Source organism: Alterotamlana spongicola (assembly GCF_035818475.1).
GTDB lineage: Bacteria > Bacteroidota > Bacteroidia > Flavobacteriales > Flavobacteriaceae > Cognatitamlana.
The window spans coordinates 2,109,716-2,124,830 of sequence record NZ_JAYMGV010000001.1 but is presented as its reverse complement, the minus strand read 5'-3'; the positions used below and the strand labels follow the sequence as shown (position 1 = coordinate 2,124,830).

Below are 15,115 nucleotides of genomic sequence, written 5' to 3'. Positions count from 1 at the left end.
AAATTATTTTATATCGTATTTTCCTTCGTGAATTGCACCACCTCAGATAACTTTCCAAATGCCAAGCCCACTACTGTATCAGCAGCACCATAATATATTGCTAGTTTATCTTCCTTAACATCGTGTAATGCTGCACAGGGGAATACCACATTAGGTACATCACCTGTTAACTCATATAGTTCTGCCGGAGCTAATAAATAAGGCTGGGTTCTGTATTTTACTTTATGGGGTTGATCTATATCTAACAAAGCAGACCCCATAGAATACCTAAACCCATTACAAGTGTTTATCACACCATGATATATTAGCAACCATCCCTCATCAGTTAAGATAGGCACCGGACCTGCGCCGATTTTTGTGCACTGCCAAGCACTATCTTCAAATGGTGTTACTTTCATAACACAGCGATGTTCTCCCCAATATTTCATATCAGGGCTATAACTGATGTAGATATCTCCAAAAGGAGTATGTCCATTATCACTTGGCCTGCTTAACATGGCATATTTCCCATTTATTTTTTGTGGAAACAGCACCCCGTTTCTATTGAAAGGTAAGAAGGCATTTTCGCACTGAAAAAACGTTTTAAAATCAAATGTATAACCTATACCTATAGTAGGCCCGTGATATCCATTGCACCAGGTGATCCAATAACGGTCTTCTATAAACACAACTCTGGGGTCGTATTTATAATCAGACTCTATCATATCCGTATTACCAGCTTGCATGACAATAGGTTCATGGTTAATTTCCCAGTCGATACCATTTTTGCTAAAACCGGCAAAAATATTCATTTGTACGGCTTTATTATCACATCTAAAAACGCCTGCATAGCCATCTCCAAAAGGCACAACGGCACTATTAAACACACTATTTGATGTAGGGATAGCATATCTATCTATGATAGGGTTTTCAGAATATCTCCAAATAATATCATTATTATTTTCAGGTCGCTTTTGCCAAGGAATTGTACTCACTAAACTCAGTTCTTTATAATTTTTATTATTCGTTATTTTTTAATACACACTTTAATTAGGTAGTTTTCTCACCTTGTCTAACCATGTATATTTGAGGATCAGAGATGTCACAATAAACACCACTAATGTCCATATTGTTTTGGGGTAATCTCTTATCATAAAATAAATTGGCAAAACAATCATACTGGATTGCCAGATAATACCAATCATACAGTTTAGCATATCTAAAGCAAAATCCTGATTCTTTCTAACGTTTTGATCATCATTTTTTAATGCTTTAAATACCGGGTTCCATAAACCCCATGGGCGTACATTGCGATAAAAACTCTTTAAAGTTTCCATATTGGTTGGCGGGGTAAGCAATGTTCCTAAAAAAGACCCCAATAAAGATACACCAAAAATTAAAGGAAATATATATATGGCAGGAATTTGTGCTAAATCGTATAGCCAGGTTCCTATTTCAAAGTTTGCCTTATTCTGATCTAATAAAAACTGCAAAGTTGCAATGATCAAACCCGAGGTCATGCCCCAAAAATAACCCCAGCCATTAAAACGCCACCATACCCATTTCAAAAAATTTGCTGCTACATATCCTCCATAAAGCGCACTGGAAATCCAAAGGGTCAAGGAGTTTATTGATTCTGCAAAAAATCCCATAATAACCCCTATAACTACTATTACAAATGATGCTATATGACTCGCTTTAATATAATGTTTATTAGATGCATTTTGCTTAAAATACTTTTTATAAATATCATTTACTATATACGCCGGCCCTGAATTTACAAAAGCTGAAAACGTACTCATAAATGCTGCTAATAATCCCGCTAATAATAAACCTTTAATACCAACCGGAACATGAAAATTAATAACTTTTGGTAAAATGATCTCTAAATCGTCTAAATTTAATTGGTTAGATGCTATCATTTCCGGAGCTATGTAAGCCAATGCTAAAACCACTATTCCTCCAATCAATAAATAACGTGGAATAAATAATACAAGATTGGTAAACCCACTCATGTATGCTGCTTCTTTTACAGATCGTGTAGATAAAATACGCTGCATATCATAACTTGGTGTAGGACCTGCTATGCTTGCAAAAAAACCTTTAAACAAGGACATACCTATAAAAGCTCCAAACATTTTATAACCTTGTTGGTCTATTAGGTTATTAAAAGCTTCATACTTTCCTGACCACGTATCTTCTATTTGGCTTGCAAAAAAGATATTGCTCCATTCTGTAGAAATAATATTGCTGATCTCAATATCTGTAACGGTTATAAAAGCATAAACAGCAATTAAAATACCCGCAATTACCATAATACCATATTGTAATACCTCAGTTGCTACTACCGAAAACATACCGCCTTTGATGGTATAGATGGTAGTTAAAAATATAATGAGCAGTGCATAGCTTTGATCTGACGTTAATATAACAGCATCATTGAACATAAGGGAAAAATCCCATGGTAGTATAATGGTCATGAATTTACCTACACCTTCAAAAAAATAAGCTATAAAACCAATAGATGCTACAATAGCAAAAATAGCGACTATAAGATGCGAAGCTCTACCTGCTTTATCATCTCCAAAACGGGTTAAAATCCATTCAGAACCCGTCATGATATTTGACCGTCTAATCCAGGCTGCCAAAAAGATCATAATAAAAATCTGGTTCCATATGGGCCACAGCCACATAAACATAAAACTCTTAGCCCCATAAAGAAACAGTATACCAACCATCCAAGTTGTTCCGGATACGTCAAACATACCTGAACCATTACTTAACCCTAAATAATACCATTTAATGGATTTTCCTCCTAAGAAATATGAATCCAATCCTTTTGAAGCACGCTTAGAAATCCAAATACCAACACCTAATGTTAAAACTATATAAATTACTATTATTGATACGTCAACACTATGCATTAGTCTTTTATTGTTTTATTTACACCCCAATTCTTATTAGGTGCTGCTCCCATGATTAAATGAAGTTTTCCTCCTTTTAATAACGTACTATGAGCTATTGTGGTTTTATTAAACATCTCTCCATTTAGAGTGGCTGATTGTATGTATATGTTTTTATCTGAAACATTTTCTGCTTCAATAACAAAGGCTTTTCCCTCTGGTAAGTTAAGAGTTGCTTTTTCAAAGAGCGGGCTTCCAATTTCATAAGCTGTTGATGAAGGGTTTAATGGATATAAGCCTACCGAACTTAGTACATACCAAGCTGACATTTGCCCACAATCTTCATTACCACTTAATCCGTTTGGCGTTGTATTGTACTGTGTATTCATTATCTCCCTTACCCAATATTGTGTACGCCACGGTTGATTAGCATGATTAAATAAATAAGCAATATGATGGCTTGGCTCATTACCATGAGCATATTGCCCGATTAATCCTGTTATATCTGCTGAAATATTATCTCCTGTAATTTCGGAACTCTCTGTAAATAGCTGTTCTAATCTACTGGTAAATGTATCTGCACCGCCATGAAGCGAAATAAAATGGCTAACTGCATGTGGCACAAACCAACTGTGCTGCCATGCATTACCTTCGGTATAATCGGTATGCTCTCTGTGGTTTGAATACTTCGGATCAAATGGTTCGTTCCAGGATACGCCATCTTCTGATTTACCACGCATAAATCCTGTTTCCTTATCAAATAAATACTGATACGCCTTAGAACGTTCTAAGAAAAATTTATAATCTTCCTGCTTATCTAATGCTTTTGCCATTTGGGCTACACACCAGTCGTTATAAGCATATTCTAAAGTAATGCTTACTGATTCATCTAATAAGTTATATGGAATATAACCGTATTCCTTATAATATTTTAAACCACGTTCATCTTGCATCACTGTGGTTTTCATAGCCTTATACGCTTGTTCTGCATCAAAATTTCTTATTCCTTTTAAATAAGCTTCAACAATTACAGGAATAGAGTGATACCCTGTCATGGTATTTGTTTCGTTTCCATAAAGTGTCCAAACCGGTAATATTTTTTTTGTTTCGTAATAAGCCAGCATGCTATTAATAATATCTGAAGCTCTATCTGGCGCTATTAAGGTCAATAAAGGCTGTTCTGCTCTAAAAGTATCCCACAGAGATAACGTGGTATATGCAGTATAATTTTCAGCTATAGCTATGCTATCATTCTCTTTTCTAAATTGCCCATTTTTATCACTAAACGTACTAGGCGCTAATTGTGCGTGGTATAATGCTGTATAAAAAATTGTTTTAAGTGAATCAATAGGTGTTTCTACCGTAATCTTAGTTAAAGCCTCATTCCAAATATTTTCAGCTTTACTTTTTACAGCTTCAAAATTAAAATCATTACCGGTATCTAAATTATCTTTTGCATTGTCTATACTTACTGAGGATAATGCTACTTTTACAAATAATTCATTATTATTCTCCGGGCTGAAAAATAATTGTGCTGCTGTTTTTGTGCCTTGACCTACAGTCCCTTCAACTGCTTTTTTATCTGAAAACAAATGATGCTGAACTATTGGTTTTGAAAACTTCGCAACAAAAAACACTTTTTGATTTTTTGCCCACCCTGTACTAAAACGGTAACCACTTATAGTATAAGCATCTTCTACCGTAATTTGAGTTTGTAAAGCTTTATCCCAATTAATGGCAAAACCAAGATCAACAACAACAGTTTGATCATTATTTTCTTTGAATGTATATCTATGATATGCTGTACGCTGAGATGTTGTTAATTCAACATTTACCTCATGATCTTCTAAATAGACCTGGTAATACCCAGGGCTGGCTTTTTCATTTTTATGATTGTATAATGATTTATAAGAAAGTGAATCGCGTGATGTTGGCATTAAAGATAAATCAACTTCTTTGTTAACAGGCATAAATAATACATCTGCCAAATCACCAATACCCGTACCGCTTAAAGCTAAATGACTGAACCCAACCGCTATTGAATCAGAATAATGATACCCTGAGCACCAATCCCAAGAACTAACACCATTTACCGGTGTTACTTGCAACATCCCAAAAGGAACCACAGCTCCAGGGTAGGTATGTCCATGACCTCCAGTACCAATAAAAGGATTTACATGGTCGGTTAAAAGTGTTTTACGATGTTCTGTTTTGTCTGATTTTTTATTACACCCAGCAAGCAATATCAATGACAAAAAAAATAAAGTAATGTTCTTCATGAAAACGTTGTGTACTATTTAGTAGGTAAAAATTCATAAATTTGGGCATTTATGAAAGTAATTTAGACGGATAACCTATTAACTAAGCCGAACATCAAAAAAAATAAATACAAATTATCCTTTAAAGCATGAATTTTAATTCCGGACGACTTTATAAAGTATCGCTTTTACATCATGTGATTTTTTGGTCTGTATATTTTCTTTTTAACTTTTTTAGATGGGGAAGTTATTTTGAGGACTATGTATATTCTTTTAAAACAGGTCTGTTAGGTTTCCCTATTCATATGATATTATGCTACCTGAACATTTATGTTCTTATGCCCAAATTGGTATTTAAAAGACGGTATTTTTCTTATGTCGTTTCAATTTTATCAGCCATATTTATTATGGTTGTTATAAAATTCAATCTCACCTATTATTTGATAAGTCACAATGTATGGCCAGAGGGGCCCGCTCCGGTAGATAGTATAACACTTAATTACACCATAGATATGATGATAGGTGAATTATATGTAGTCACCTTTGTAACAGCTATTAAAGTTACATTAGATTTTTTAAAGGAACAGAAAAGGGTAACTGATCTTGAAAAAGCGCAATTAGAGACAGAATTATTATTTTTGAGGACTCAAATTTCTCCTCACTTTTTTTTTAACACCTTAAACAACATATATTCTTTAGCTGTAGAGAATTCAAAAAAAACATCAAAAATCATTCTAAAGTTATCAGAGTTAATGCGGTACCTGCTTTATGAAACTAAGAATAAGAAGCAAACTTTAGAAAACGAAATTCTATGTATTCAAAATTACCTTGATCTGGAACGTGTGCGCCATGATGAACAGTTAGAAATAAACATGTCTATTTCGGGTGATATTCAGGATAAACAAATCGCTCCTATTTTACTATTATCATTTGTAGAAAACGCCTTTAAACACGGTGTAAATAAAAACATAGGAGAAGTTAAAATTGATATTGATTTTACAATTAAAGAAGATTTTCTTTATTTTACCATCTCTAACCCTATGCCCTTGCCAACCAAACATAAAGAACGTTTTAGCCATTCCAGTGGTATTGGATTAGAAAATGTAAAAAAGAGACTTGCTTTGGGGTATAAAAAAAGTGATTATTTATTAACCATTGAGAACGGCAACAACCTGTTTGTTGTAAAACTTAAAATAAAAGTAACATGAAAATAAAGTGTTTGATTATTGATGATGAACCTTTAGCTATTAACATTATTAAGAATTATTTAGAGCAAATTGAAGATTTTGAAGTAATAAATTCATTTAACAACGCTATTGATGGTTTAATTTTTTTAAAAAACAATACTGTTGATGTTATTTTTTTGGATATACATATGCCTGTTTTGGATGGTATTAATTTTATAAAAAGTATAGAAGAACCTCCCTTGTTTATTATTACCAGTGCTTATGATGACTTTGCCATAGAAACCTATGAACTGGATGTACTGGATTATTTAGTTAAGCCTATTGAGTTCCCCAGGTTTATGAAAGCTTTAAATAAAGTTAACAAAAGGCTTGACGCCAATAAAAGTTTTCATGACAACACAAAAGACCGTCCTTACTTATTTGTTAAAATTGACAAAAAGAAAATGAAGAAGGTTTTTTTAGATGAAATATTAATTATTGAATCTTTAAAAGATTATTTAAAGATCAGCACAACCACTGGCAAACACATAATACATAGTACCCTATCTGACTTCACTAACTTATTACCTCAAAAAGATTTTATAAGAATACACAGATCTTATACTGTTGCCATAGATAAAATTGATGCTGTAGAAGGCAACAGCGTAGAGATTGAAGGGCTTAGATATGTTATTGGCAGGTCTTATCTTGATGAAGTGAAACAGAAAATATTAAATTCTTCTATCTAATCAAACCTTATTTAAAAATGATAGCGCTTAAACGCCTCAATAGCAGCATAATCAGCTAAACCAAGGTCATTATATTTTTTAGCAGTTAATCTGTTTCTATCTTCAACTCTAACCCAAAACTCCCTGGAATCGTCTCCCTGGAACATCACACCATCTTTTTGGGATTGGTGGTAAAAAATAGCATGTCTTTTTTTCAATACCTGATCAGGGCTCATAGGTACCCCCATCTCAATTTCATAAGACTCCCACTCATGCCATGCCCCTCTATATAACCAAACCCAGCAATTGTTCATATACGCATTATGCTTTAGCTTTTTTAAGGCTTCAAATAATGCATCCAGGCAAATCTTATGGGTTCCATGAGGATCTGCTATATCTCCGGCAGCATAAATTTGATGTGGTTTTATGCATTCAATTATACCACACATGAGATCAACATCTCCTTCTGACAGGTTATTCTTTTTAATAGCTCCGGTTTCATAAAACGGTAAATCTAAAAAATGTACGTTTTCATCATTTAACCCTAAATATCTGGTTGCAGCAAAAGATTCACTTCGCCTTATTAACCCTTTTAATTTTCTCACTTCAAGAGGGTCAACGTCATTACCTGTTTTTTGATTCAAAAAATCAATAATAGCAATTGATTCTTTACAATCCGGACTTAAAGACCTGGCTATTTCAGCAAATTTTAAAGCCTCCTCATCTGAAACTGCTATATTACCCGATGTTTGATAGACAACATGCACCTCATGCCCCTGCTCTATCAACCTGTCAAAAGTACCTCCCATCGAAATAACATCGTCATCAGGATGTGGGCTAAAAATAATAACCCGCTTTTGTACTGGTGTTGATCGCTCAGGGCGATTTGTATCATCTGCGTTTGGCTTTCCCCCCGGCCATCCGGTAATGGTATGCTGTAACCTATTAAACATTTTGATATTTAAATCGTATGCGGTACCTTCTTCAGTCAAAAGGTTAGACATACCATTGTCGTTATAATCTTTATCAGTTAGCTTTAAAAAAGGTTTATTAGTTAACTCACTCAGCCAAACTACTGCTTTAAGTTTCAAGCTTTCTGTCCATATACAAGAAGTTACCAACCAAGGGGTTTTGACCCTGGTTAATTCTGAAGAAGCCCCTCCATCTAAAACAAAGGTTGTATTATTATGCTCTTGTAAATAGGTTGCTGGCACCTCTGGAGTAATTGCTCCTTCTATTGTTTTTTTAAGAATCTCTGCCTTACTAACTCCCCAACCAAGAAGTATTATCCTTTTTGCACTACGTACTGTACCAATTCCCATAGTAATAGCTTTTCTGGGCACATTATCAATTCCCAGAAAGGAAGGTGCTGCATCAATACGGGTGATATGGTCTAATGTAATGTTTCTTGTTCCTGAATTAAAATGAGATCCTGGTTCGTTAAAACCAATATGTCCAGTTCTACCAATTCCCAAAAGTTGAAAATCTAAGCCTCCAAGGGCTTTAATTTTCATTTCATAATCTATACAGTATTGATATAAATCTTCTAATCTCACGCTTCCGTCCGGAATGTTTATATTCTCCGAAAGGATATCCACATGATTAAAAAGGTGCTCATGCATAAAATAAAAATAACTTTGAATATTACTCTTGTCCATAGGGTAATACTCATCTAAGTTAAAACTTACTACATTAGAAAAACTCAGACCTTCTTCTTTATGCATTCTTACTAACTCTTCATAAACTTTTATTGGTGAAGAGCCTGTTGCTAAACCTAACACACACGGCTCATTTTTTTCTGCTTTTTCTCGAATTAAATGGGCTATTTCCTGAGCTACTAATACAGAAGCCTCAATTGAAGACTCGAAAATAACATTGTGAATTTTTTCAAAACGTGTGTCTTCAAATTTTCCGGGTTCTTTATAAGTAATATCTATAGTGTTAGGTATATCTAATTGCATTTTTAATGGTTATTATGTATGAATAAATTTAATCGCATATTATTCATGTAAACCATAATTTCGACCAATAACCTCTGGTCATCGACAAAAAATAACTTAACCGTATCCAGTAAACACTACAAGGTTGAACAATTTGTACTGTCTTAATGACCAATATAACCCACTTAAACTTTTAATTTATATCATAGTTTTGTCTCTACAAACTAAACAAATCAAAAAATTGAATTATGATTAAGATAATTAAACTTATTACAATATGTCTGTTAACATTAGTATTTGTTTCTTGTAGCAATGATGATAATGACAACAGCAGTGATGAAACTTTAGCATTTAATCGCATATTAACAACCGGACAAAAAGTTTTTGCCGGAGATGTAGTAACTATTCAACTAGACGCTACAGGTGTTGTAAATAGTACTGTATCAGCTTATGAAAGAAACTCATCTGCAAATGTAAACGATAGTATAAGTGTTAATAAAATTACACCTACATCATTTGAAATTACACCTAAAAACGGGGGCGATTATAATATTGTTTTTAGAGTTAGTGCCAGCGAAGGCTTAGAACAGGTGAAGGGTTTTAGGCTCCAGGTTATAGAACACGGAGCAAATTTAAATAAACTTGAAGGCATCACAATTAATGACAACTCTGATAATCCTGATTCCTCTGATACTATCCTGGAGTTTTTGGGTGAGCCGGAATTTAAGCGAACCCGAAATTCAAGCACTGAGGCGTGGTACTATTTCTCAAAAGGCTATTTCTTTGTAGTAAATACCAGCACAAAAAATATAGAGGCAGGATCTATTTACGAAGATGATAACTGGGAAATAACTTTTAATGACGTGGTTTATACACCTACACCATATGCGTATACTATTCCAGATAGTTTGGCTCTTAAAACCGATAAAATAAATGTTCTGAAACATGGCATTCAATCGTTTAATATTCTTGAAGGAATAACTATTGATGATGCGCAAACCAATCCGGATAATACCTATCCTGATTTAGCTGACACCTTGTTAGATGCTTTAGGGGAACCAGAGCTTATATCACCTCGTGATGCAAATGCAGATTATTGGTATTACTTTTCAAAAGGATTTCGCTTTAGAATTTGGAAATCTTCTAAGAATGTAACTGCTGCTTTTGTGTATGGAGCTGACTATAATTATGATTTGATCATCGACTCCGTTACCTATGATATTACACCATACCCCTATGGTTTTATTCCCATTGATGATAAGAAATTTGATTCCTCCAGTAGCAATCCATTACTTATAGATGATCTTTTTAATGAGTTTGGTGCTGCCGCTAGTAGAGGTAATTGGAGTACGTCAATAGATCCTAATTTAAAATTCTGGAGGTACAGAGCACCTGTGGATGGCGTTTATTTTCTTTTTAATTCTGATGTATCATCTAATTATGAAGGGAAGCAAGCTATTGCAATGTCCTTTTATTAAAAATACAAGATTAGTCATAGAGTAGTAGTAGAGAGAAAGACCTCTGTTGAGGCAAATAAAAAGAGCTATAACAGCTCTTTTTATTTGCCTCATTTTTTTATTATTATAAGCTAATTCGTTCTATTTTGAAGAAAACTCAATAAAATGTATACTAATTAAACCTATAAATTAAGTACGGAAGACTTAAATAATTGGTTCAAATCTTTAATCAAATATATTAGTATTTCCGGAGTTTTTAATTCAGAGCTGTTAGCCCCGTACTATTAAATACATCATTTTTTTTACAAAAAACCATGCCTATTGTATTATTTACTTGACTTTTAATTGTAATTATCACTTTTAACCCTTATATTTTATTCATAGCTATGTACAACTCTTAGTCTGTAGGTAAAGCATATAATAGGGGGCTTTTGGTATTCCAAAATCACCAACATATTATCTTTTTGTTGCCTTGTCTGCCATTCCTTAAACCTCTACATCTATATTATGAATTAGAATGCTCGGCTTAAATAAAATCGGATATATTATTTGTCATAATTTTATATTGACATATACCTAAAATAATCTGATTAAGAAGAAGCTACTCACTAGTTGTATTTCTGATTCTTCTTTTGAAGCATAATAAGTAAAACTAATGGTAGCACCCAATTAGAACCCCGCTCAATAAAAGCCCAGATAGGCTCCCCTGACAATGGCCTTATTAAGGCTGTAGAAAAGGCCCAAATAAAGGCCCAAATTACAAAAGCTTTATAGGGTTTTAGAAGAATTACAATGGCTACAAGAATATCTATACCTCCAATTACCGGCATCAACTTACTAGCCGTTTCTGAATCAAAGCCTACTGTATTTAAATATTTTATCCAGTTAGGGTTAGTATATAACGCAAATACACCATGTCCTAAAAAAGTTAGAAAAACACCTAATCTAATTAGATACTGTAAAGATTTAATAGTCATAATAAATATAAAAACTGTTAGATTATGTAAAAAATTATAATGTAGCTTTGATTCCACAAACTAAAACCTAATTGTTAACTATAGCAGTATAAAAGTGGAATATTTGCTTAAAACACAAAATTTAATAGGGAATTAATTCTGCATGTTCTTTATGCTTAAACCAAGGATCGTTGGTTTTTTTTAATTGACTGGCCAACTCTTTTAAAAGCCTTTCAGATAATTTTGGATGGTCATCTAATGGTAATTTCACAAATTGATACGGATCTTTTAAATTATCATAGATATACGTGCTAACACCCTCCTTATCCTCCTCTACAGATAAGATATACCTTTCTGTCATAATCCCTCTGGCGCTGTTAAGCATTAGCAAAATAGATTCCGGTTTTTGAATATTTTTTGTTGATTGATCTTTTATGAGTTCCGCAAAATTAATGCCCTGTACTTCCTTTGGAATATTTTTTTCCAAACCAGCCAACCCCATAAGTGTTGGCAAAATATCCGGAGCACCAAAAAGTATACCATTAATACCGCTTTTTATTCCTTTTGGCCAATGTATAATTAATGGAATAGCCAAAGCTTCTGTTTTTATTACATTTTTACTTTTTAAACCATGACTCCCTAACATTTCACCATGGTCTGACGTAAAAACAACAATTGTATTATCTAACACCCCTTGTCTTTCTAACGCTTCCAGGACTTTACCAATATAATTATCAACACTTGTTACATGTGCAAAATAATGTCTTACATGCTTTGCTTTTTCCGTCTGGGCATTTTCTCTAAGAACTAATGACGCTATCGTAGGGTATTTGTCTGTGTCATAATGCGCTTTTAAAACATCCATTTCTGTATGTTGATCTTCCCAAGGTGAATGAGGAGGGTTTAAAGACCACATCATACAAAATGGTTTATTAGTATCCCTTACATTATTTTTATTTTGTAAATACTCTATAATTTTCTCAGCTTCAATTTTAGATGAGAATTGTTTGGGTTGATACAATTCTCCGTCTTTTTTACCATTAACCGCTTTTGGATCATTTGAATAAGTAAGCGGGTTTTTATGACTATCTTTTAACGATTGATAAAAATATTCTATGCTATGCCGCGCTTTTCCTGGCGGCACGTAAGTATCATATTGATTTACATAGTGCCCTCCCGGTTCATCTGCGGTTCCTATATAATTGCCATTTTCATCAAATAAAGGTTCTGGTTTTAACCAATGAAGTTTTCCAAAATATGACGTATTATATCCTGCTTTATAAAATAAATCGGTAATAGTAGCAATATCATCTCTTAAACTTTCATTCCTACCTATTCTACAATTGTTCCAAATACCATTTTGCTCCGGGTACATGCCGGACATTAACATCCCACGATATGGACTACATAAAGGGAAATTGCTAATTCCATTTGTAAAAACAACTCCATTCTTTGCTAATCTGTCTATTGTTGGTGTAACTACAGGGTCTGATTTCCCTACCACACTTTTTTTATAATAATCTTCAGTCCAAAACCCAGCGCTATAGCGTCTTAACTGGTCCGGGAGTATAATTAAAATATTGGGGTTATCGCTTACACGCTTTATTATTTTCTCTTTCTTGTTTTGCTCTAAACTAGCACACCCAACAAAGGTCAAAAACACGAATAGAATGATGCCAAATATTTTGAGAAATTTTAACATGTAATGACTTCTTAAAGCGCTTTCTATTTTTTAGGGTTAAGAGTGCTTTTATTTTTCTTGTAGCGCAATAAAGCTTCTAAATAATAATAATCGGCATAATTTAAAGGTACGTCAATTTCATTATTATGAGGAATACTTCCAACTGAATGCATTAAAACAAAGTTTTCGTTTTCGCCAAGTTTTGCTGTGTATTTTTCAGATGCTAATGAATTTAATATTCTTTGTGTCTCTTTTTCAAATTCATTATTGGTATAGTTATTTAGTTCTAATAAAGCCGATACTGTAATTGCTGCTGCTGAAGCATCACGGGGAGCATTAGGTATGCCCGGTGCATTATAATCCCAGTAGGGGATCTCATCCTCTGGCATGCCTTTGTAATCTTCTATAAAATCAGCAATCTTTATGGCTTGTTCTAAATACCGTTTATCTTTTGTATAACGATAACACATGGTAAATCCATAGACTCCCCAGGCCTGCCCTCTTGCCCAGGCACTACCGTTAGCATGCCCCTGTGCAGTTTGCTTGCTTCTAACTTCTCCGGTCTCCGGATCATAATCTACTACATGGAAAGAACTATTATCTTTTCTAAAGTGATTTTTCATGGTGGTGTTGGCATGAGTAATGGCTACATTTTTATATTTGTCATCTCCTGTTAGATCAGACGCCTTAAATAATAATTCTAAATTCATCATATTATCAATAATCACAGGAAATTTCCACCCTCTTTTTGCTTGCCAACCTGCATCTACATTCCAACTAAGGATACAACCAACAACAGGATTAAAACGGGTCATTAAAGAATCTGCCGCAGTAATCAATACCTCCTTAAAATGTGTATTTTTTGTTAATCTTAACCCGTTTCCATATGAGCAATTAAATACAAATCCCAGGTCATGGAATTTTGTATATAGTTTATGACTTTCAAATTTTGCCTGAAACTTTTCAGCTGCTTTCTTCCATTTTTCATTGTTAGTTGTTTCATATAAATACCAGCATGTACCTGGAAAGAATCCTTCGGTCCAATCAAAACCGTTACGTATATACTGAATATCATCACCGTCTTCTTCAATGGTTCTGGGTATTTTATCTGCTTTGATTGCTTCTTCCAAAAGTAAAGACAGCTGTAATTCTGCATGATTCAATTGTTGCTCAGGAAAAGATAATCCGGCTTTTTGTGAAAAGCAAGATTGAAGAGAAACTATTATTAAAAGTATAATTATCGACTTTATTATTTTCATAAATATCATTTAAAACGTGTTCAATTATAATGCGCAATATCTATAGTATAAACCAATTTGACAGGTGAAATTAAATGCTAATGAGGGGGGCAAAATGGTCTAAAGCAGTACGTAAGTCTATTTACTTATAACTATACTGGTTTTTAATCCATTTACGCATTTTAAAGTAATTGTTGTGGTTTCTCCACTTTCAGAAACAGCCACCACCATATCCTTATTATTTACCTTCCATTTACCTTTTATTGATAATGACACTTCTGTAGGGAGTCCATAATTATTGTACCTATTTTCTTTTCCTTCCTCTATGACAAAATTTAAATCAGGGTTGGTTACTTCTATTTTTAAATTGTTTGGATCTTTTTCTTCTATCATAACCAATGAAGGTTTAGACACACTTTGTAATACTCCAATATTAATTGCATTATCTTCATTAAAAACTACGTAAGCTACTGTAGAAGTCTCTTTGTTTTTTACAATATGAGCATCACTGTTAGCTTGCAATATTTGGTACGATTTGTCTTCAACCACATATTGATTAAAATTTTTGATCTCATTATCTTTTAAATTTGGATAAATCACATATTGATATGACGCTTTTTCAGGAGCACTTCCATGGTCTATCCAGGCAGTAGCATAGTTAGCTTTAGTTTCTTTTACCCCTTTAACAGCCTTATCAATTTTTCCTGTTCTAACAGAATATTTATTGTGATATGAGTGTTGTTCTTTTTTTGAAAAGACAATGGTATTATCAGACAAAACAACATATCCGTTTTTATACGGATCAATGA

General features: G+C 33.5%; 11 protein-coding genes. 3 read left to right on the top strand and 8 right to left on the bottom strand.

The features are described from left to right. Positions 1 to 8 precede the first annotated feature (8 nt). Genes VOI54_RS09115 through VOI54_RS09105 form a run of 3 tightly spaced genes read right to left on the bottom strand, consistent with a single transcriptional unit; the run spans position 9 to position 5,161 of the window. Positions 9 to 974, bottom strand: coding sequence for a glycoside hydrolase family 130 protein (locus tag VOI54_RS09115; protein WP_326282443.1), 966 nt, complete (start codon positions 972 to 974; stop codon positions 9 to 11). 51 nt (positions 975 to 1,025) lie between these two features. Continuing rightward, positions 1,026 to 2,903: a sodium:solute symporter family protein gene (locus tag VOI54_RS09110; protein WP_326282440.1), complete on the bottom strand. Its 1,878-nt coding sequence runs from the start codon at positions 2,901 to 2,903 to the stop codon at positions 1,026 to 1,028. Then, complete coding sequence (locus VOI54_RS09105) at positions 2,903 to 5,161, bottom strand: GH92 family glycosyl hydrolase (protein WP_326282439.1); 2,259 nt, start codon at positions 5,159 to 5,161, stop codon at positions 2,903 to 2,905. The genes VOI54_RS09110 and VOI54_RS09105 overlap by 1 nt, the downstream gene beginning before the upstream one ends. A gap of 128 nt (positions 5,162 to 5,289) precedes the next feature. Here VOI54_RS09105 and VOI54_RS09100 point away from each other — a divergent pair, with 128 nt between their 5' ends. Further along, on the top strand, positions 5,290 to 6,348 hold the full coding sequence (locus VOI54_RS09100) for a sensor histidine kinase (protein ID WP_326282437.1): 1,059 nt from the start codon (positions 5,290 to 5,292) through the stop codon (positions 6,346 to 6,348). Next, positions 6,345 to 7,055 (top strand): LytR/AlgR family response regulator transcription factor, encoded by a 711-nt coding sequence (locus VOI54_RS09095; protein ID WP_326282435.1) that lies wholly within the window; start codon positions 6,345 to 6,347, stop codon positions 7,053 to 7,055. The genes VOI54_RS09100 and VOI54_RS09095 overlap by 4 nt, the downstream gene beginning before the upstream one ends. An 11-nt stretch (positions 7,056 to 7,066) precedes the next feature. Here VOI54_RS09095 and nagB read toward each other — a convergent pair whose 3' ends face one another. Beyond that, the gene (gene nagB, locus VOI54_RS09090; RefSeq protein WP_326282434.1) at positions 7,067 to 8,995 is read right to left on the bottom strand and encodes a glucosamine-6-phosphate deaminase; all 1,929 of its coding nucleotides are present in this window, start codon (positions 8,993 to 8,995) and stop codon (positions 7,067 to 7,069) included. A gap of 227 nt (positions 8,996 to 9,222) precedes the next feature. On the opposite strand from nagB, the gene VOI54_RS09085 reads away from it, so the two are divergent. Continuing rightward, complete coding sequence (locus VOI54_RS09085) at positions 9,223 to 10,452, top strand: hypothetical protein (protein WP_326282433.1); 1,230 nt, start codon at positions 9,223 to 9,225, stop codon at positions 10,450 to 10,452. 587 nt (positions 10,453 to 11,039) lie between these two features. Here VOI54_RS09085 and VOI54_RS09080 read toward each other — a convergent pair. The 4 genes from VOI54_RS09080 to VOI54_RS09065 form a co-directional block, all read right to left on the bottom strand. Next, positions 11,040 to 11,408, bottom strand: a complete 369-nt coding sequence (locus VOI54_RS09080; RefSeq protein ID WP_326282432.1) for a hypothetical protein — start codon at positions 11,406 to 11,408, stop codon at positions 11,040 to 11,042. Between the two features lie 121 nt (positions 11,409 to 11,529). Then, complete coding sequence (locus VOI54_RS09075) at positions 11,530 to 13,089, bottom strand: sulfatase family protein (protein WP_326282431.1); 1,560 nt, start codon at positions 13,087 to 13,089, stop codon at positions 11,530 to 11,532. A gap of 23 nt (positions 13,090 to 13,112) precedes the next feature. Then, complete coding sequence (locus VOI54_RS09070; protein WP_326282430.1) at positions 13,113 to 14,327, bottom strand: glycoside hydrolase family 88 protein; 1,215 nt, start codon at positions 14,325 to 14,327, stop codon at positions 13,113 to 13,115. A gap of 117 nt (positions 14,328 to 14,444) precedes the next feature. Continuing rightward, positions 14,445 to 15,115, bottom strand: a 671-nt coding sequence (locus tag VOI54_RS09065; protein ID WP_326282429.1) for a polysaccharide lyase family 8 super-sandwich domain-containing protein, incomplete at its 5' end; no start/stop codon positions are given.

Bases quoted from the DNA above. Each gene is read 5' to 3' on its own strand.
- VOI54_RS09110 (WP_326282440.1), bottom strand. From the start codon at position 2,903: ATGCATAGTGTTGACGTATCAATAATAGTAATTTATATAGTTTTAACA.
- VOI54_RS09105 (WP_326282439.1), bottom strand. From the start codon at position 5,161: ATGAAGAACATTACTTTATTTTTTTTGTCATTGATATTGCTTGCTGGG.
- VOI54_RS09100 (WP_326282437.1), top strand. From the start codon at position 5,290: ATGAATTTTAATTCCGGACGACTTTATAAAGTATCGCTTTTACATCAT.
- VOI54_RS09095 (WP_326282435.1), top strand. From the start codon at position 6,345: ATGAAAATAAAGTGTTTGATTATTGATGATGAACCTTTAGCTATTAAC.
- nagB (WP_326282434.1), bottom strand. From the start codon at position 8,995: ATGCAATTAGATATACCTAACACTATAGATATTACTTATAAAGAACCC.
- VOI54_RS09085 (WP_326282433.1), top strand. From the start codon at position 9,223: ATGATTAAGATAATTAAACTTATTACAATATGTCTGTTAACATTAGTA.
- VOI54_RS09080 (WP_326282432.1), bottom strand. From the start codon at position 11,408: ATGACTATTAAATCTTTACAGTATCTAATTAGATTAGGTGTTTTTCTA.
- VOI54_RS09075 (WP_326282431.1), bottom strand. From the start codon at position 13,089: ATGTTAAAATTTCTCAAAATATTTGGCATCATTCTATTCGTGTTTTTG.
- VOI54_RS09070 (WP_326282430.1), bottom strand. From the start codon at position 14,327: ATGAAAATAATAAAGTCGATAATTATACTTTTAATAATAGTTTCTCTT.